Below are 19,076 nucleotides of genomic sequence, written 5' to 3'. Positions count from 1 at the left end.
GATGCCTACAGGCCCATCGACTTGGCGATGATGGACTTCATGACCTCGCTGGTGCCGCCGTAGATGCGGTTCACGCGGTTGTCGGCGTACAGGCGGGCGATCGGGTACTCGTTCATGTAGCCGTAGCCGCCGTGCAGCTGGAGGCACTTGTCGATGACGCGGTGCGCGACCTCGGTGCAGAACAGCTTCGCGGAAGCGGCCTCGGCGGCGGTGAGCTCACCGGCGTCCAGGGCCTCCAGGGCGCGGTCGGCGACGGCTTCGGCGGCGTCCACCTCGGCCTGGCAGGAGGCCAGTTCGAACTTGGTGTTCTGGAAGTGCGCGACCGGCTTGCCGAAGACGGTGCGGTCCTGCACGTACTCCTTGGCGAACCGGACGGCGGCCTTGGCCTGCGCGTAGGCGCCGAAGGCGATGCCCCAGCGCTCGGACGGCAGGTTGGCGCCGAGGTAGTAGAAGCCCTTGTTCTCCTCGCCGAGCAGGTCCTCGACCGGGACCTTCACGTCGACGAACGCCAGCTCGGCGGTGTCGGAGGTGCGCAGGCCGAGCTTGTCGAGCTTGCGGCCGATGGAGTAGCCCTCGGACTTGGTGTCCACGGCGAAGAGGGAGATGCCGAAGCGGCGGTCGTCCTCGCTGGGGGCGGAGGTGCGGGCGCAGACGATCACGCGGTCGGCGTGCACGCCGCCCGTGATGAAGGTCTTGGAGCCGTTGAGGACGTAGTGCGTGCCGTCCTCGGAGAGCTTGGCGGTGGTCTTCATGCCCGCGACGTCGGAGCCGGTGCCGGGCTCGGTCATCGCCAGGGCCCACATCTCCTCGCCGGAGACGAACTTCGGCAGGAAGCGCTTCTTCTGCTCGATGTCGGCCAGCATCTTGATGTACGGGAGGGCGAGCAGCACGTGCACGCCGGAGCCGCCGAAGTTGACGCCCGCGCGGGAGGTCTCCTCGTAGAGGACGGCCTCGAACTTGTGGGTGTCCAGGCCGGCGCCGCCGAACTCCTCGGGGACGTTGATCCCGAAGATGCCCAGCTCGCCGAGCTTGTAGTAGAACTCGCGCGGGGCCTGACCGGCCGCGAACCACTCGTCGTAGACCGGGACGACCTCGGCCTCGATGAAGGCGCGGATGGTCTCGCGGAACGCCTCGTGGTCCTCGTTGAACACCGTACGGCGCACGGCCGACTCCCTTCGTCGCGGCAGTCCGCCGCCCAATCTAAGCGCTTGCTCAGATTAAGTTACCGGCGAGTTGGTCGCGCTGTCCAGAGTGAGGTCCGGCACGTCGGTAGTGAGGTCCGGCACGTCGGGCCGGAAGCCGGTCAGAAGCCGTCGCAGATGGCGGAGGCGAAGGGGCCGGTGGCCGTCGCCGTGACCGGCGGGTCGTCGTCCACCGTCACCGAGCAGGTGGCGGTGCCGCCGTCGGGGCCGAGGGTGACGGCGAGGGAGCCGCCCTTCACGAAGCCCTTCGTGGTGATCTCCTTGGTCCAGGGCAGGGTCGGGTCGCCGACCTGGCTGGTGGAGAGGTTTCCGTCGCGCCAGGTCGAATAGGTGATGGCGACCACGCCGGAGGCGGTGCCGGTGGCCGCGTACGTGATCCGGGCGGGCCGCGCGGCCTCCTCGGACACCTCGTTGACGAAGACGGCGAAGAGGGCGGCGCAACCGCCGAGTAGGAGGAGGAGCAGGCCTAGGAGCACCCACGGCCAGCGGCGGCGCCTCCGGGGTGGTGGGGGGTACGGGTACGGGTACGGGTACGGGTGCGAGGTTGGGTCCGCGTACGGCTGCCGGGGTGGGTGCCGGGGTGGGCGCGGTCCCCATTGATGGGGGTCCGAGGGTTCTGCGGGGGTGTCCGGGCGGTTCATGTCCTCAGCGTCACCCCGTCCCTGGCGCACCGCGACACGGCCTACGGGCCGTCCGCGCCGTCGGTGTGGCGCAGTGCGAACCACAGCTCCATCCGGGTGTCCGGATCGTCCAGGTCGGCCCCGCGCAGCAGGTCGGCGGTGCGGGTGATGCGCTGGCGGACGGTGTTGCGGTGGATGCCCAGGGCGGCCGCGCTGCGGTCCCAGCTGCCGTGGTGGGCCAGCCAGGCGCGCAGGGTCTCCCGGAGTGCGGGGGAGAGGGGGGCGAGCAGGGCCTCGGCGTGGGCCCGGGCCTCGGCCGCGCCGACCAGGCCCGCGAGGCCGGGGTCCCGGTGCCGGGCCAGCGGGGTGCGGGCCGCCTCGGCGCGTTCCAGGGCCCGCCCGGCCTGCGCGTCGGCGACGGGCAGGCCTCCGGGCTCGGCCGCGGCGCTCACCCCGAGCCGCCAGCCGGGCTGCGGGGTGGGCTCGCGGTCGGTGAGCAGGCGTACGGAGCCTGCGCGTGCGGAGGCTGCATGCGCGGAGCCTGCGCGTACGGAGTCGTCGCGGACGGGATCCCCTTGTACGGAGTCCCCGCGCGGGTCCAGCAGTACGGTGCCCAGCGCGGCCGCCAGGGCCTGCGGGTCCCCGGTGCCGCGGGCGTGGACGGCGTACCAGGGCCCGGGGCCGAGCGCCGTCCCCGGATCCCCGTCGAGCAGCAGCCGGGTCAGGGCTGCCTCCGCCCCGGCGGGGCGGTGGGCGGTGAGCAGCGTCAGGAGGACGGCCGCGACCGAGGCGATGGTGTGGTCCCCGGGCGCTCGCGTCGGGGTCGCGAGGGCGAGGGCCCGCCCGGCGCCGAGGGAGTGGACGCTGAGGTGGAGCCCGCCGTGGGCCGCCGTGGCGGTGACGGCGGAGCCGGGTGCGACCCGCCGGGCGAGTTCGGTGAGCACGGCGAGCGCCTCGGGGTCGGGCGCCGTTCCGGCGGAGGCCCCGGAGGCCCCGGAGGCCCCGGAGGCGGCGGTGCCGCCCGGGCCGGAAAGGCCCGCCGGTCCCACCTTTCCCGCCGGTCCAGAAGGTCCCGCCGGTCCTGCGGGCATCGGCCCGGGTTCCGCCCCGGCGGCGCCCGCCCCGAGGCCCTGCTCCTGACGGGCGTCCGGGCCCTCCGGCGCGGTGGGCGCGGCCCCGGCCCCTGCATCGAGGGGTGCGGGTCGAGTGGTGCCTGCCCTGGTGGGCACGGGTGCGGGCCCGGTCCCTGCCCCGGTGGAAGCGGGTCGAATGGTGCTTGCTCCTGTGGCTGTGGTCCCGGTCGCTGGTCCGGTGGGCGCAGGCCCGGTCCCTGCCCCGATGGGTGTCGGCCGATCGGTGCCTGCCCCGGTGCGTGCGGTCCCGGCCCCTGTACTGGTGGGTGCGGGCCCGACTCCTGCCCCAGTGGGTGCGGGCCGATCGGCCCCCGCCCCGGCGGTGGGTGCCGGCTCGGATCCCGCTGCTGCGGGTCCTGTCCCCGAGGGCCCCGGCGTGGTGGCTGTCGGGGCGTCCGGCCGGGTGGTGGGGAGGAGGCCGGCCCAGCCGCCCAGGGTTGCCGCGAGTCGGCGTAGGACCGCCGGGACCGGGTCCGGGCGGGCGGCGGCCGCCGCCAGGGACTGCTGGGCTTCGGTCACCCGGCGGAGCTCGGCGGTCCGGGCCCGTGCCATCAGCCGCCAGACGCTCCGGCCGACCGCGGTGAACGGGGTCCCGGGCGGCACCTCGACCAGGGGCAGCCCGTACCGCTCGCAGGCCTCGATCAGGGCCCTGGGCACGGTCTCGTGCACCGGGGTCACCCCGAACCCGACGGCTCCGACCCCGGCCCGGACCAGCCGCGCGACGTACGGACCGGCGTCGATCAGCTCGCCCGCCGCGTGCACGGCACTTGTGTCCCCGCCGTCCAGGTGCCCGGCACCCCCGCGCCCGGTGTCGGCCGGCTCCGCGCCGGCCCACTCGGTGTGGGCACGGCCGTTGTCCGCGTGCCCCGCGCCCCCGTGGCCGGGGCGCACGTCGGCGGGCCCGGCTCCCGCCGGACCGACGTCCGCCGTCCCCGCGGGCTCCTCGTGGCTGCCCGCGCCGTGTTCCGTCCCCCCAGCCGGCCAGGCCACCGCGAGGCCCGCCCCCGCCGTCAGGAGGAGTTCGCCGCCGAGCAGGTACGGGGACGGGTCCGCCATCTCGGAGGCGTGCACCCCGTGCAGCTCGGCCTCGGCGGGTCCGGCGAGGTGGCGCAGCCCCAGCTCGTGGTCGGCGAGCAGCCGGGCGAGCGCGACCGGCGGGGTGGGAGGGGCTTCCACGAGTGGATACTCCGTACACATCGGGGGACTCTGGTGGATGAAACGTACACTTCGCGGCTCCGGGGTGTCCGTTTACGCTCGAAGGACCGCACCGCACACCTCCCCGGAAGGCCCCCTCATGAGCACGCAGCCGCGCGGCCCCGTCGACTCCTCCCGCATCCCGCGCTACGCGGGCCCCGCGACCTTCGCCCGGCTGCCCCGCCTGGACGAGGTCGGCGGCAAGGCCGACGTGGCCGTCGTGGGCGTGCCGTTCGACTCCGGTGTCTCGTACCGCCCCGGCGCCCGCTTCGGCGGCAACGCCATCCGCGAGGCCTCCCGCCTGCTGCGCCCGTACAACCCGGCGCAGGACGCCTCCCCGTTCGCGCTCGCCCAGGTCGCCGACGCCGGCGACATCGCCGCGAACCCCTTCAACATCAACGAGGCCGTCGACACGATCGAGGCCGCCGCCGACGAGCTGATCGGCAACGGCTCCCGCCTGATGACCCTCGGCGGCGACCACACCATCGCGCTGCCCCTGCTCCGCTCGGTGGCGAAGAAGCACGGCCCGGTCGCGCTGCTCCACTTCGACGCCCACCTGGACACCTGGGACACGTACTTCGGCGCCGAGTACACGCACGGCACCCCGTTCCGCCGCGCCGTCGAGGAGGGCATCCTCGACACCGAGGCCCTGTCCCACGTCGGCACCCGCGGCCCGCTGTACGGCAAGCAGGACCTGGACGACGACGCCAAGATGGGCTTCGGCATCGTCACCTCGGCCGACGTCTACCGCCGCGGCGCCGACGAGGTCGCCGACCAGCTGCGCCAGCGCATCGGCGACCGCCCGCTCTACATCTCCATCGACATCGACGTGCTCGACCCGGCGCACGCCCCCGGTACGGGCACCCCGGAGGCGGGCGGCATGACCTCCCGCGAGCTGCTGGAGATCATCCGCGGCCTTTCCTCCTGCAACCTGGTCTCGGCGGACGTCGTCGAGGTCGCCCCGGCGTACGATCACGCGGAGATCACCTCGGTCGCGGCCTCGCACACCGCGTACGAGCTGACCACGATCATGAGCCGCCAGATCTCTGCCGCCCGGCAGGGGCAGTAAGCACAGCAACGCGGCGAAGGCGAAGGGCAACTAAGAGCGTGACGCACGACCACGACCTGGTACTCCGTCCCACCGAAGCCCAGAAGGCGGCGGCGCTCGCGCCCCCGCCGGGGCGCACGGGCGGGGACCTGGTCGTGGAGACGCTCCGCTCGCTCGGCGCGACCACCGTCTTCGGGCTGCCCGGCCAGCACGCGCTGGGCCTCTTCGACGCCGTCGGCCGCTCCGACCTGCGCCTGGTCGGACTCCGTACGGAGAACAACGCCGGGTTCGCCGCCGACGCGTACGGCCGGATGACCGGCGAGGCGGCACCGCTCCTCCTGTCCACGGGCCCGGGAGCGCTCATGGCGCTCCCCGCCCTGGCCGAGGCGGCGGCGGCGTCCGCGCCCGTCCTGGCGATCTCCTCGCAGGTCCCGACCCCGGGCCTGGGCGGCGGACGGCGCGGCCACCTGCACGAGCTGCGCGACCAGTCGGCCTCCTTCCGGGACGTGGTCAAGTCCGTGCACACCGCCCGGACCCCCTCCCAGATCCCGTCCGTGATCGCCGAGGCCTGGGAATCGGCGCTGACCGCCCCGCACGGGCCGGTGTGGGTGGAGATCCCGGAGGACGTCCTGCGCGCGGAAACCGTCGTCCCGCAGGTCACGGGCATGGACGCGACCCCGCACGAGCTGGCCCCGCGCCCGGAGCTCACCGCTCTGGCGGCGCACTGGCTGGAGAACGCCGAGCGCCCGGTGATCATCGCGGGCGGCGGGGTGATCCGCTCGGACGCGGCGGGCAAGCTGAAGCAGCTCGCGGAACGGCTGAACGCCCCCGTCGTCACCACCTTCGGCGGCAAGGGCGCCTTCCCCTGGACCCATCCGCTCTCCCTCCAGTCCTGGCTGGAGGACCGGCACATGACGGACTTCCTGGAGGACGCCGACGTCCTGCTGGTGGTCGGCTCGGGCCTGGGCGAACTGTCCTCGAACTACCACACGTTCTTCCCGGAGGGCCGGGTCGTCCAGATCGAGGCGGACCTCGGCAAGCTGGAGTCCAACCACGCGGGCCTCGGCATCCACGCGGACGCCCGCCTCGCCCTGCAGGCACTCCTCGAAACGGTCGCCGAGCGCCCCGACCCGCAGGCCCCCGAGCGCGTCGCCCTGCTCCTCGCCGACGTCGCGGCCCGCCTCGCCACCCAGGACCTGACCCTGGAGCAGCAGCTCCTGACCTCGATCCGACAGGCCCTCCCGCCCCGCTCCCCGTCCTTCTGGGACATGACGATCCTGTCCTACTGGGCCTGGTCGGCCTTCGACGCCAAGCACCCCAACACCATGCACTCGGCGCAGGGCGCGGGCGGCCTCGGCTACGCCTTCCCGGCCGCCCTCGGCGCGGCCGTCGCCGAGCCGGACACCCCGGTCCTGGCCGTCTCCGGCGACGGCGGCGCGATGTACTCGATCGCCGACCTGGCCACCGCCCGCCAGCACGACCTGGACGTCACCTGGCTGATCGTGGACGACGGCGGCTACGGCATCCTGCGCGAGTACGGCTGCGAGACGGGCACGGCCCTGACCGGCCCCGACTTCGTGGCGCTGGCGGCCTCCTTCGGAGTCCCGGCGACCACGACGACCCCGGAGTCCCTCCGCGAGGACCTGGCCAAGTCCCTGAAGACTCCGGGCCCTTCGCTCGTGCTACTTCCGGCCAAGCTGAAGATGTTCGCCCCCACCCACGTCTGAGTGATCCGAGGCCCGGGTTAGGTTGGTACCGGTCATTCCGGTCGGCCCGGGCCGGTCCCGGTCGCAAATCCTTGGGGGAGCGGTGTCGTTCGAGCAGCAATGGGCCCAGCAGAGGCAGTCCACGCCCGCGCCGGGCACCGGAGTCCTGGGGACGGCCCCGCCCGAGAAGAAGAAGGCGGCCGACACCATCGAGAACGTCCTCCAGCCCGGCACGACGAAGGCGGCGGACGCCGCCGACGAGCCGACGACCACTGCGGTCAAGGCCTTCGCGGGCTGGGAGACGGCGACCGGCCTGACGAAGGCCCACACGCACTGGGACGACCAGGTCAAGCGCCTGATGGGACGCCTGAACTCGGAGAAGACGGCCCTGCGCGGCGCCTCGAACCTCTTCACCGGCAACGACCAGCTGACGGGCCAGGGCTTCCAGCCGGTCACGTCCAAGCTCTCTGGCCTGTAGGGGAGACGGACACACGATGCCGAACTACCAGGAGATCGTCACCACCGACCTCGGGGCGCTGGTCACCGCCGCCGACGGCTGGAAGTCGATGGCGACGCAGTTCAAGACGCTCGAGGACGTCTACGAGAAGGAAGTCCAGAGCGTCTCCGCCGGATCCGGCTGGATGGGCAGCAGCGCCCAGACGGCGAGCAACAACGCCGCCATCACCCGCCGGGAGTTCGACGCGGCGCAGACGCAGGCGCTGGCCATGGAGTCGCTGCTCCGCGACGCGCACGCCCGCTTCACGGACCTCAAGGGCCGGGTGACCTCCGCCGTCGCGGACGCGGTGAAGGCCGGCATGAAGGTCTCGGACGCCGGCATCGCGAGCTACGACTTCAGCAAGGCCGACCCCGCCTCCGTGAACGCGATCCGCCACGACCCCGACCTCCCGGAGATCGAACGGTCCTGGACGCAGCGCATCGCGGACACCGTCAAAGCCGTCACGGAGTTCGACGAGGACGTACGCATCGCCCTCCTCAACGCCTCCGGAGCCGACGGCACTTCCCCCTTCGGCTTCAACTCCCGGGCCGTCGGCGACGTGGAGGCGGTGGAGGCCCTGGCCCTCACCCAGAAGATCCAGTCGGGCGACGCCTCCCCGGACGACCTCAAGCACTACGACGAGCTCCTCCGCCAGAACGCGAAGGACAGCCACTTCGGTGAGGCGTACCTGCACGCGCTGGGCGCGAAGGACACGGTCCACCTGGCCGACCAGCTCGTCCTGGCGTCCAGCGAACGCGGCGCCTCGGCGGCGGACAAGAAGCTCTACGAGTCCATCAGCACGGGCCTCGCGGGAACGATCGCCTCGGGCACGAAGGACCCGGACAGCTACGCCTACAAGCCCTTCATGGCGGGCCTCAAGGAGCAGGGCCCGGCCCTGGTCGCCGACGGCCTGCGCCCGACGTACGGCTACCAGTCCCTCGTCACCGTGATGCAGCGCGGCGACGGCTACGGCAAGCAGTTCCTGAACGACCTCGGCGACGGCATGATCGAGGCCGAGAAGTCGAAGCCCCACATGTACGACCACGCCTACGACTCCCAGCGCCCGAACCTGGTCACGGACCCCCTGGACGGCCTCCTGGGCATCATGGCCAAGGACCCGGACGCGGCAACGCACTTCCTCGACCCCGAGGCCCCCGGGAACAAGAACGAGCACCTGAAGTACCTCCTGACCGACCGCGACATGCCGGACCCCTGGATCTCGACGGGCGTGGGCCAGCCGATCGAAATCCAGGGCGACAAAACAACCGGCCTCGGCGCGGCCATCCAGGCGGCGGCCACGGGCCACGTGGACGGCGAGAAGCTCGGCCCGCCCGGCCCGCACACGGAGGGCCAGGCCCGCGTGATGCACGACGCGGTCCGCCTCCTGGACAAGGAAATGGGCGGCGACGAGTTCCCGAAGGACCTGGAGGGCCTGCGCCAGCCGATGGCGAAGGCGCTGGTCGACTACGTCGCGGACACCCACCTCATCTTCGGCGGCCAGGAGTCGAGCCTGGGCGGCTCCGGGGGCAGCGACTCGATCTCCGGGTCGGGCGATCAGTCCCACATCGCGGTCGGCCAGGGCAGCCTGGTCCGCGTGGTGCGGGGCATCGCGGACGACGGCCCGGCGTTCGCGCTGATCTACGAGGCGGAGCGGGCGTATTCGGCGGAGCGGCTGGCGACCGCACCGGCCTTCGACGGGGATCCCGTGCACGGGTCGAGCGCGAACTGGGACCACAGGAGTTACGAGATCGGCACGGCACAAGGTGCCCTCAACGGAATCGGCGCGGACGTCTACAAGGACAAGGAAGACGACAGGGCCGACTGGGCGGAGAGCACCGCCGAATACTCGTCAGCGGCAGGGAACGCCCTCATCGGCGAGATTCCGATCGTGGGCACTCTGGGCGGATCCCTGATCGACGCGGTCAAGTACGACTGGGTCCAGGACATAACGAACGAGGCCGAGGACCAGGGGAAGCAGGACTCCAGTCGCAACTACGGCCAGGGGAGCGACGACCTCAACAAGCTCTACGAGCAGTGGCGCGTCCAGAGGGAGATGGGGACGGAGGATGGTGGATTCACCAACGCGAGGGACAGGGCGGGCGGCGGTTATGACGACGGACGGAATGCTGCGCATGCGCACCTCAAGTCGTCGTGACGTGGGCAGGGCAGCCAAGTGGTCGGTGGTCGCGCTTGCGTGCTTGCTAGCGGCTTCCGGGTGTTCCGCGCAGGATGCCGAGTCCCGTCCTGACCACCTCTGCGAGATTGCCGATCCCTCGGACGAGCGGGATCTCCTGCGGCAGATCGTCAGGTCCGACGAATTCGACACACAGATCAGCACCACCACCGAGCGCCTGGTGGACCGCCTCAAGGGGGACCTGCGGACGATGCCGTCCGACGACGAGACGTCGCCGTGGCTCGTGTGCGGGTACGTGCCCACGCAACGGAAGGACACGGGCCGGGTGCGGTTGCAGGTCCGCTGGCAGCCGCATAGCCACCGGGAAGGGACCCCGGAGGGCAGTGTGCCCTTCGAGGCAAATGGGGCCGTCGGCAGGGCCAACGACGTCGGATCGCTGCTGCGCGTGCGCTGCGACATGCCCGGCGACCTCCGGAGCCTGTCCGACGCGGCCGTGCTGTCAGTGGAAGGCTCCTTCGGAATCAGCACTCCTCGGACGGATATGGTCCAGGCGGACCGGGACCGGCAGACGACCCTCACCTACTTCATGGCCCGCCGCGTCACCGAAGCCCTCGGCTGCGAGAACAAGCCGCTGGAGCAGGCGCCCGTGGTCAAGCCGCTCCCTACTCCCTGACGACGCAAGCAGAAGGAATCGCGGGAAGTGGTCAGTTCAGAGAGGCGAAGGGCAGCGGGAGCGGCGGCTCAGGCGGTAGTCGGGATGCTGGGCAGTCGCACCTCCGGCAGTGAGGCCGGCAAGGTCGTGCGGCGATCGGTGGTTGTCCTCGCGTGCGTCCTCGCGGCCTCTGCGTGTTCCGGGGAGCCTCAGGAGTCCGAGGCCGGTCACCTGTGCGATGTGGTCGAGGACTCCCCCGAGGGGGCTGCGCTCCGCCAGATCACCGGTCCTGGCGAATACCGGACCGAGGCGTACGGAACCAGCGCTGAGCGGGCGGCCGACCTGACGGAGGACCTGCGTGGCAGGGCGCAGGGCAAGGACACCGGTGCTCGCACGGTGTGCGCCTACGTCCCTTCGCAGCAGGCGAAGTCGCAACGGGTGCGGTTCGAGGCGAACTGGGCCCCGCGTGACGCACCGAAGGAACCGCCCCTGCCCGGGGGTCTTCCCTTCGACGTGAACGGCACGTCCGGCGAAACCAGTGACATCGCGTCCAGGCTGTACGTTCCGTGCGACCTGCCGGGAGATCTCCGACCGCTGTCGGACAAGGTGTGGCTCAAGGCGAGCGGCTCCTTCACGGTCAACATCCCGCGCGAGGACATGGACCAGGCGGCCAGAGACCGGCAGACGGCCCTCACCTATCTGATGGCCCGCCGGATCACCGAAGCGCTGGGCTGCGAGAACAAGCCGTTGGCGCAGGCGCCCGTGGTGAAGCCGGTCTCTACTCCCTGACCTCGGCCCAGATCGCCTTGCCGATGCCGTGCCGCCGGGGGCAGCTGCCCCAGCGTTCCGCCAGGGTGGCGATGATCGCGAGGCCGCGGCCCCGCTCGTCCGTGTCCGCCACCACCTGTGGCGTGAGCTTCACGGCGGGGCCCGCGTCGGCGACCTCCACGCGCAGCAGCCCGTCGTAGCGGGCGAGCCGGATGCCGATGTCCCGGCCCTGCGGCGCGCGCGAGTGCCGTACGGCGTTGGTGACCAGCTCGGAGAGCAGTAGCTCCGCCGCCTCGGCGGGCGTCGTTCCGATGCCCCACGCGGTGGCCTGTTCGCGCAGTAGCGCGCGGGCGCGCCCCGGAGCGCGGGGACTGCGGGGCACGATCCAGAGCATTTCGTCGGCAGAAGACAGCGTCATGGGGGCCTCACCTATCTAGATACCTAGGAATAGTGAAGCGAGGGTCCGATCACCCGTCAAGGGATATCTAGATATGTTCATTGCTGGCGAGTGTTGCGCGGGCGGACGGCCTCCGGTGCCCTGATGCGCCCCTAGGCTGTCGGGAGATGATCGGGGAGGACCGCATGCCGAACGACGGCTCCGCACGGCAGCCCAAGTACCTGCGCATCGCCGCCGCGCTGAAGGACGCCATCGCCTCCGGCGAGTACGGGCCAGGTGACCGGCTGCCTGGTGAGAGCGACCTCATGGCCACGTACGGGGTCGCCCGGATGACGGCACGGCAGGCATTCGGAGTCCTCCAGGCCGAGGGGCTGACCGAAGCGCGCAAGGGTGCCGGGGTCTACGTGCGCGAGTTCCGCGTCGGGATCCGGCGGCGCGGCATCCAGCGGCTGGCCGTCGAGGTGTGGGGTACGGGCGGCTCCATCTGGGCGGCGGACGGCAAGGGGCGGGAACCCGTCGTCGACTTCATCGGGGTCACCGAAGAGCCCGCCCCCGGACCCGTCGCCGCCGTGCTCGGGCTTGCCGACGGCTCGCTCGCCTGTGTGCGGCGGCGCAGGTTCCTGCTCGACGGGAAGCCCGTCATGTTCGCGACCTCCTACCTCGACGCCGCCCTCGTGGCGGGTACGCCCGTCGCCGAGCCCGACAGCGGTCCCGGCGGGATCTACGCGCGCCTCGCCGAGCTCGGTCACAAGCCGGCCCGGTTCCGTGAGGAGGTCCGCTCGCGGATGCCCGGCGCCGAGGAGGCCGTGAGCCTCGGGCTGGCCGCCGGGACGCCCGTGGTGCTGGTCGTGCGTACCGCCTTCGACGGTGGCGGGCGGGTGGTCGAGGTCAACGAGATGGTGCTCGATGCCTCCGCCTATGTATTGGAGTACGAGTTCGACGCACCGTAGGGCTCCGTAGACCCCGTAGGACCAGCACCGCGCGCGGAACCCGCGCAACCCAGTTCGAATTGTTGCGGCGGGATGAAATCCGCCGGTCGGAGCGTTGGCGCTTCCGGTAGGGCAGGACGAACGGGGAGGCAGTACGTGGCTACGGCGACGGCGGAATCGGCGGCTGGAAGCAAACAGGGGTGGGGGAGGCGGCTCGCCGCCTACACCTGGCGGTACAAGGCCAACGTGCTGCTGGCCCTCGGATCCTCGCTCGGCGGCATGGCCGTCATGGCGCTCGTCCCGCTCGTCACCAAGGTGATCCTCGACGACGTCATCGGCGACCACAGCAAGCCCATGACGCCCTGGGCGCTGATGCTCATCGGCGCCGCGGTCCTGGTGTACGTGATGACCTACATCCGCAGGTACTACGGCGGGCGGCTCGCCCTCGACGTGCAGCACGACCTGCGCACCGACATGTACGCCACCATCGCCCGGCTCGACGGCCGCCGCCAGGACGAGCTGTCCACCGGGCAGGTCGTGGGGCGGGCGACCACCGACCTCCAGCTGATCCAAGGGCTGCTCTTCATGCTGCCCATGACCATCGGCAACTTCCTGCTCTTCGGGATATCCCTCGGGATCATGCTGTGGCTCTCGCCGCTGCTGACCGTCGTCGCGCTGCTCATGGCCCCCGCCCTGTGGTTCATCGCCAAGCGCAGCCGCAAGAAGCTCTTCCCCGCCACCTGGTACGCCCAGAGCCAGGCCGCCGCCGTCGCCACCGTCGTCGACGGGGCCGTCACCGGCGTCCGCGTCGTCAAGGGCTTCGGCCAGGAGGAGCAGGAGACCGGCAAGCTCCGCGAAGCCGGCCGCCGGCTGTTCGCCGGGCGGATGCGCGGGATCCGGATGAACTCCCGCTACACCCCGGCGCTGCAAGCCGTACCGGCCCTCGGCCAGGTCGCCATGCTGGCCCTCGGCGGCTGGATGGCCACCAGGGGGCAGGTCACCCTCGGCACCTTCGTCGCCTTCTCCACCTACCTCGCCCAGCTCGTCGGCCCCGTCCGCATGCTCGCCATGGTCCTCACCGTCGGCCAGCAGGCCCGCGCCGGCGTGGAGCGCGTCTTCGAGCTTATCGACACCGAGCCGGTGATCCAGGAGGGGAAGCAGGAGCTTCCCTCCGACGCGCCCGCCACCGTCGAGTTCGACGACGTGCGCTTCGGGTACGACCCCGAGCGGCCCGTGCTCGACGGGTTCAGCCTGTCGATCGCCGAGGGGGAGACCGTCGCCCTCGTCGGTTCCTCGGGCAGCGGGAAGTCCACCGTTTCGCTGCTGCTGCCGCGCTTCTACGACGCCGACCGCGGCGCCGTCCGCGTCGGCGGCCACGACGTGCGTGAGCTGACCTACGACTCCCTGCGCGATGCCATCGGGCTCGTGCCGGAGGACTCGTTCCTCTTCTCCGACACCATCCGCTCCAACATCGCCTACGGACACCCCGGCGCCACCGAGGACCAGATCCGGGCCGCCGCCCGCGCCGCCCAGGCCGAGGGCTTCATCGAGGCGCTCCCCGCCGGTTACGACACCACGGTCGGCGAGCAGGGCCTGACCCTCTCCGGCGGCCAGCGCCAGCGCATCGCGCTCGCCCGCGCCATCCTCACCGACCCCCGCCTGCTGCTCCTCGACGACGCCACCTCCGCGGTCGACGCCCGCGTCGAGCACGAGATCCACGAGGCGCTGCGCGCCGTCATGGCCGGCCGCACCACCCTGCTCATCGCGCACCGCCGCTCCACGCTCGCGCTCGCCGACCGGATCGCCGTACTGGACCACGGGCGGCTCTCCGACGTCGGTACGCACGAGGAGCTGGAGCGCCGCTCCGCCCTGTACCGGCGGCTGCTCACCGACCCCGACGCGCTGGGCGCCGGCTCCCCGCGGACGCCCGAGGCGCCCGTGATGGAGGAGTTCGAGCGGGACATCGAGCGGGACATCGAGCGGGACATCGAGCTCGAAGCCGAGATCGACTCCGAGCCCGTCAACGCCAAGCGCCGGGTGGCCGGCGGGATCACCCCCGAGCTCTGGCAGCGCCAGGAGGAGGAAGAGGAGAAGACCACCGCCGCCGCGGGGATGTCCGCCACCCCCGAACTGCTCGCGCAGGTGGCCGCGCTGCCGCCCGCCGACGACACCCCCGACGTGGACGAGACCCGCGCCGCGTCCGCCGAGGACAGCTACAACCTCGGCCGCCTGCTGCGCGGCTTCTGGGCCCCGCTCGCCATCTCCCTCGGCCTCGTCGCCCTCGACGCGGGCTCCGGACTGCTCCTGCCCATCCTGATCCGCCACGGCATCGACCAGGGCGTGGAGGCGGCCGCCCTCGGCGCCGTCTGGGCGGCGTCCCTCCTCGCGCTCGGCGTGGTCCTGGCCCAGTGGGCCGCGCAGTTCGCCGAGACCCGGATGACCGGCCGCACCGGCGAGCGCGTGCTCTACGCCCTGCGCGTCAAGATCTTCGCCCAGCTCCAGCGCCTCGGCCTCGACTACTACGAGCGCGAGCTCACCGGCAAGATCATGACCCGGATGACCACCGACGTGGACGCCCTGTCCAGCTTCCTGCAGACCGGGCTCGTCACCGCCGTCGTGTCCGTCCTCACCTTCTTCGGCATCCTCGTCGCCCTGCTCGTCCTGGACGTGGAGCTGGCGCTGATCGTCTTCGCCACGCTGCCCCTGCTGATCATCGGCACCGTCTTCTTCCGCCGGAAGTCCGTGGCCGCCTACGAGCTCGCCCGCGACCGGGTCGGCCTGGTCAACGCCGACCTCCAGGAGTCCGTGGCCGGACTGCGCATCGTCCAGGCCTTCCGCCGCCAGCGGGCCGGCGCCGTCCGGTTCGCCGAGCGCAGCGACTCGTACCGTGAGGCCCGGGTCCGCGGCCAGTGGCTGATCTCGGTCTACTTCCCCTTCGTGCAGCTGCTGTCCTCCGGGGCGGCCGCAGCCGTGCTGATCGTCGGCGCCGGGCGGGTGGAGGCCGGCACGCTCACCACCGGCGCGCTGGTCGCGTACCTGCTCTACATCGACCTGTTCTTCGCCCCCGTCCAGCAGCTCTCCCAGGTCTTCGACGGCTACCAGCAGGCCACCGTCTCCCTCGGCCGGATCCAGGGCCTGCTGCGCGAGCCCACCAGCACCCCCCGCCCGGCCGACCCCCGCCCGGTCCCCGAACTGCGCGGCGAGATCGCCTTCGAGGGGGTCGACTTCTCGTACGGCACGGCCGAGGAGCGCGGGGAGAAGGAGCCCGCGCTCACCGGGATCAGCCTGCGCATCCCTGCCGGGCAGACCGTCGCCTTCGTCGGGGAGACCGGAGCCGGCAAGTCCACGCTGGTCAAGATGGTGGCCCGGTTCTACGATCCGACCTCCGGCCGGGTCACCGCCGACGGGGTGGACCTGCGCGAGCTGGACCTGACGGGCTACCGCCACCGCCTCGGCGTCGTCCCCCAGGAGCCGTACCTCTTCCCGGGGACCGTCCGCGACGCCATCGCCTACGGGCGGCCCGGGGCGAGCGACTCGGAGGTGGAGGCCGCCGCCCACGCGGTCGGCGCCCACGCCATGATCGCCACGCTGGACGGCGGCTACCTGCACACCGTCACCGAGCGCGGCCGCAACCTCTCGGCCGGCCAGCGCCAGCTGATCGCGCTGGCCCGCGCCGAGCTCGTCGACCCCGACGTGCTGCTGCTCGACGAGGCCACCGCCGCCCTCGACCTGGCCACCGAGGCCCTGGTCAACCAGGCCACCGACCGGCTCGCGGGCAAGCGCACCACCCTGGTCGTGGCGCACCGGCTGACCACCGCCGCGCGCGCCGACCGGGTCGTGGTCATGGACCGCGGCCGGGTCGCGGAGGACGGTACCCACGCCGAACTGCTGGCCCGCGGCGGCCGGTACGCCGAGCTGTGGCGCACCTTCGTGGGCGAGGACGAGCCGGCCGCCGCGTAGGGCGTCTCCTAGCGGAGCAAGGGGCTAGAGCTCGCCGAAGAGCAGGTTGCCCGGGGCGTCCTCCTCGGTGCCGGTGTAGTACTCCCGCACCGCGCCGAGGAGTTCGTCCACGGACAGGAACCCGTCGTGGTCGGCGTCGATCCGGGCGAAGAGCGCGTCCGTGTCCGCCTTGCTCAGCTTCGTGTCGAAGGCCGTCTGGGCCTTCTGGAACTCCTCGGGGCTGATCCGGCCGTCGTCGTCCTTGTCGACGACCAGGAGCATCGCGTGGGCCATCGGCCGGAACGACTTGTCGTACGCCGCGCGGTCGTCCTGGAAGAGGCGGGTCATGCCCTGCTTGTACTCCTCCGGCGTGACCTTCCCGTCCCGGTCCATGTCGAGCTCGGTGAAGAGCTCCTGCCAGAAGTCGACCAGCCCGCCCATCATCTGGGTCGCCTTGGGCGAGGTCGCCGGCTCGCCGAGGGCCGACAGCAGGCGGGAACCGAGCCCGATGATGTCGTGCTCGTCGATCACCTGGTCCTCGTTGACGTCGAGGTGGGCGAAGGCGCGGTCCAGCTTGCGGTCGAGAAGGTCGTTCGTCATTTCAAGTGCCTTTCACGGCTACGGTGCGAGGTCTCTCGCTCACCTAGCGTAATCTCCTCGTGATCACGAACTCCCGTTATCCCGCTAGGAAGTTGTGGATGCACTCTTACGAGGTATGGGTCAACGGCGCCGAGGAGCCCGGCACCCGATGGATCTACTGGCCGCGGGTGGGTCAACTCCTGCGCGAGCCGTACGAGGTGCTCGGGCTCAAGGCCCGGCTGGAGCGCGGCGAGGACCTGCCGTACGACGACCGGCTGCTGGCCGGCCGCGTCGCCATGTCCACCCCCGAGCAGGGCCTGCGCGCCCTGGCCGCCGCCCGCGCGGCCCAGCCGGGATGGGCGCGGGTCCCGCTCGCCGACCGGCTGGAGCTGCTGCACGGCATCCACCGGGCCGTGGTCGAGCGGCGCGAGGAGCTGACGGGCCTGCTGGTCGCCGAGGGTCATCCGGTACGGCTCGCCGGCTGGGAGCTGGACTCCGTGGCCGCCTCCTTCCACCCGGACTCCGTCGCCGACTTCGCCGGGCGGCTGCGGGAGCCCGAGCGGACCGCGGCCGGCCGCCGGACCCGCATGGTGCGCAAGCCGGACGGGGTGGTGTGCCTCAGCCCGCCGCGCAACGCCCCGACCTCGAACTCCTTCTACGGGGTGATGGCGCTCGCCGCGGGCAACAGCCTGGTCGTCAACGCGCCGCCCACCGCCCCGCTGGGCGTCGGCTTCGTCTACCGGGAGATCGTGGCCCCGCTCCTGGAACGGCTCGGCGCCCCGCCCGGCACCCTGAACGTGCTCTGCACCCACGCCCGCGCCGTGGTGCGCCAGTGGCTGGACAGCCCCGACTGCGACGACCTGGTCTTCTTCGGCGGCTCCGAGCAGGGGCTCAAGCTGGAGCGGGAGTGCGTGGCCGCGGGGAAGAAGCCCGTACTCGAACTGTCGGGCAACGACGGGGTGCTGGTGTGGCACGACGCCGAGACCGATCTCGCGGCGCGGGCCCTGTGCGAGCGGTACTACGGCTCCGGGCAGATCTGCATGACCCCGAAGTTCGCCATCGTCCACCCCGAGGTGGCCGACCGGCTGCTGAAGGAGCTGGTGGAGCAGGTGCGGGAGATCCGGCCCGGACCGCCGGAGGATCCGCGCACGGTGCTGAGCCCGGTGGTCAAGCGGGCGGAGTTCACCGAGGTCCTCGGCGAGGTGCTGGCGGCCGGCGGGGAGCTCTTGTGCGGCGGCGAGTTCGTGGACGTGGACGACGAGCCGGCGGCGGCGGGGCCGTTCATCCGCCCGGCGGTCGTCCGGGTGGACGGGCTGGCCGGGGCCGCCCGGCTGCGCGCCTTCCGCGAGGAGACCTTCTTCCCGCTGCTGTGCGTGGTCGTGCCCGAGGCGCCGGTCCGGCTGGAGGAGGCGATCGCCTTCCTCAACGCCAACCGCTACGGGCTGCGCAACTCCCTGTGGACCCAGGACGAGCGGGTCGTCGAGCGGTTCTGCGAGGAGGTGGTCAACGGCGGCATGCTGAAGGTCAACGATTCGCACATCGGCTGCCTGCCGGGCATCCCGTACAACGGAGGCACGGGAGCGACGGGCGGAATCTTCGGCGAGGCCAACCTGCCCGCCGTGCGCACCACGCACCTCCAGTCGATCGCCGTCGCCACTCTGGTCCGGCCGCGGGAGGCGGTCTTCGACCACGGGGCGGTGTAGGGGTCGGTTTACGGGGCGAACCGGACAGAATGACCAGTCTGCCGGGCTCCGCGGGCTGAATCCTTGTTCCACGCAACCATTCGAGGAGGTCAGGCGTCGTACGAACGTACGCACGTTGTACGTACGACCGATGGGGGACAGGGTGTTGAAGGCGCGGAACCGGAACGGGCGATGGGCCGCCCGCGCGGTGGTGGCCACGGTCTCGCTGTGGCTGGGCGCGGCCGCACTGCTGACGGCGCAGCCGGCGTACGCGGCGACCGGTGGGTGCGCGGGGAACCTGGTGCGGACGCTGCCGTTCTCCACGGGGGAGGTGCGCGTGTACAAGAGCCGCGACCGGGCCTGCGCGGTGGCGGTCGCCCGGGAGCCCGGTCAGCGGCGGTCGATGTCGGTGAGCATCCAGCCGCGCGGCGGCTACCCGGTGCGCGACGCGGGGCAGTTCACCCGGTACGCCGGGCCCGTCAGCGTCCACGCGATCAACCGCTGCGTGTATGTAAAGGGGAGCGTGGGAGCCGGATCCGTGGCTTCCGGCTGGATCCTTTGCTGATGGAGCGGCCCAACTAGGTCTGTTCAGCCGCA

The 19,076-nt window shown here is 72.0% G+C and carries 15 protein-coding genes; 10 read left to right on the top strand and 5 right to left on the bottom strand.

Features of this window, described 5'->3' with window-relative positions:
• Positions 1–5: 5 nt before the first annotated feature.
• The 3 genes from ACODT5_RS31780 to ACODT5_RS31770 form a co-directional block, all read right to left on the bottom strand.
• Complete coding sequence (locus ACODT5_RS31780; protein WP_385369043.1) at positions 6–1,163, bottom strand: acyl-CoA dehydrogenase family protein; 1,158 nt, start codon at positions 1,161–1,163, stop codon at positions 6–8.
• Positions 1,164–1,303: 140 nt separating this feature from the next.
• Positions 1,304–1,678, bottom strand: coding sequence for an MmpS family transport accessory protein (locus ACODT5_RS31775; RefSeq protein ID WP_422522577.1), 375 nt, complete (start codon positions 1,676–1,678; stop codon positions 1,304–1,306).
• 206 nt (positions 1,679–1,884) lie between these two features.
• Positions 1,885–4,152 carry a helix-turn-helix domain-containing protein gene (locus ACODT5_RS31770; protein WP_422522576.1) on the bottom strand — a complete coding sequence of 756 codons (2,268 nt, stop codon included), beginning with the start codon at positions 4,150–4,152 and terminating at the stop codon, positions 1,885–1,887.
• A 97-nt stretch (positions 4,153–4,249) separates the two neighbouring features.
• Here ACODT5_RS31770 and speB point away from each other — a divergent pair, with 97 nt between their 5' ends.
• From speB to ACODT5_RS31740, 6 genes are all read left to right on the top strand, one after another.
• Positions 4,250–5,218 (top strand): agmatinase, encoded by a 969-nt coding sequence (gene speB, locus ACODT5_RS31765; RefSeq protein ID WP_422522575.1) that lies wholly within the window; start codon positions 4,250–4,252, stop codon positions 5,216–5,218.
• Between the two features lie 38 nt (positions 5,219–5,256).
• Entirely contained in the window at positions 5,257–6,924 is a 1,668-nt protein-coding gene (locus ACODT5_RS31760) for a thiamine pyrophosphate-binding protein (protein WP_422522574.1), read from the top strand.
• An 82-nt stretch (positions 6,925–7,006) separates the two neighbouring features.
• Positions 7,007–7,381 carry a hypothetical protein gene (locus ACODT5_RS31755; protein WP_422522573.1) on the top strand — a complete coding sequence of 125 codons (375 nt, stop codon included), beginning with the start codon at positions 7,007–7,009 and terminating at the stop codon, positions 7,379–7,381.
• 16 nt (positions 7,382–7,397) lie between these two features.
• A complete protein-coding gene (locus ACODT5_RS31750) occupies positions 7,398–9,554 on the top strand; it encodes a hypothetical protein (RefSeq protein ID WP_422522572.1) in 2,157 nt (718 codons plus the stop codon).
• Entirely contained in the window at positions 9,523–10,206 is a 684-nt protein-coding gene (locus ACODT5_RS31745) for a hypothetical protein (protein ID WP_422522571.1), read from the top strand. Before ACODT5_RS31750 ends, ACODT5_RS31745 begins: the two co-directional genes overlap by 32 nt.
• An 84-nt stretch (positions 10,207–10,290) precedes the next feature.
• On the top strand, positions 10,291–10,974 hold the full coding sequence (locus ACODT5_RS31740; protein WP_422522570.1) for a hypothetical protein: 684 nt from the start codon (positions 10,291–10,293) through the stop codon (positions 10,972–10,974).
• Here the strand turns inward: ACODT5_RS31740 and ACODT5_RS31735 are convergent.
• Complete coding sequence (locus ACODT5_RS31735) at positions 10,964–11,371, bottom strand: ATP-binding protein (protein WP_422522569.1); 408 nt, start codon at positions 11,369–11,371, stop codon at positions 10,964–10,966. The two genes, ACODT5_RS31740 and ACODT5_RS31735, sit on opposite strands and share 11 nt — an antisense overlap.
• Before the next feature lie 164 nt (positions 11,372–11,535).
• On the opposite strand from ACODT5_RS31735, the gene ACODT5_RS31730 reads away from it, so the two are divergent.
• Both ACODT5_RS31730 and ACODT5_RS31725 read left to right on the top strand, forming a co-directional pair.
• On the top strand, positions 11,536–12,300 hold the full coding sequence (locus ACODT5_RS31730; protein WP_422525100.1) for a GntR family transcriptional regulator: 765 nt from the start codon (positions 11,536–11,538) through the stop codon (positions 12,298–12,300).
• A 72-nt stretch (positions 12,301–12,372) separates the two neighbouring features.
• Entirely contained in the window at positions 12,373–16,239 is a 3,867-nt protein-coding gene (locus tag ACODT5_RS31725; protein WP_422522568.1) for an ABC transporter ATP-binding protein, read from the top strand.
• A 24-nt stretch (positions 16,240–16,263) separates the two neighbouring features.
• On the opposite strand, the gene ACODT5_RS31720 is transcribed toward ACODT5_RS31725, so the two are convergent.
• Entirely contained in the window at positions 16,264–16,818 is a 555-nt protein-coding gene (locus ACODT5_RS31720; RefSeq protein WP_422522567.1) for an EF-hand domain-containing protein, read from the bottom strand.
• A 98-nt stretch (positions 16,819–16,916) separates the two neighbouring features.
• Between ACODT5_RS31720 and ACODT5_RS31715 the strand changes: the two genes are divergently transcribed.
• Both ACODT5_RS31715 and ACODT5_RS31710 read left to right on the top strand, forming a co-directional pair.
• Positions 16,917–18,500 (top strand): aldehyde dehydrogenase family protein, encoded by a 1,584-nt coding sequence (locus ACODT5_RS31715; RefSeq protein WP_422522566.1) that lies wholly within the window; start codon positions 16,917–16,919, stop codon positions 18,498–18,500.
• Positions 18,501–18,630: 130 nt separating this feature from the next.
• Positions 18,631–19,044, top strand: coding sequence for a hypothetical protein (locus ACODT5_RS31710; RefSeq protein ID WP_422522565.1), 414 nt, complete (start codon positions 18,631–18,633; stop codon positions 19,042–19,044).
• The last annotated feature ends 32 nt before the right edge of the window (positions 19,045–19,076 follow it).

Source organism: Streptomyces tatrensis (assembly GCF_049310065.1).
Taxonomy (GTDB): Bacteria; Actinomycetota; Actinomycetes; order Streptomycetales; family Streptomycetaceae; genus Streptomyces.
The sequence above is the reverse complement of the archived record's forward strand: the minus strand, read 5'-3'. Positions and strand labels throughout refer to the sequence as shown.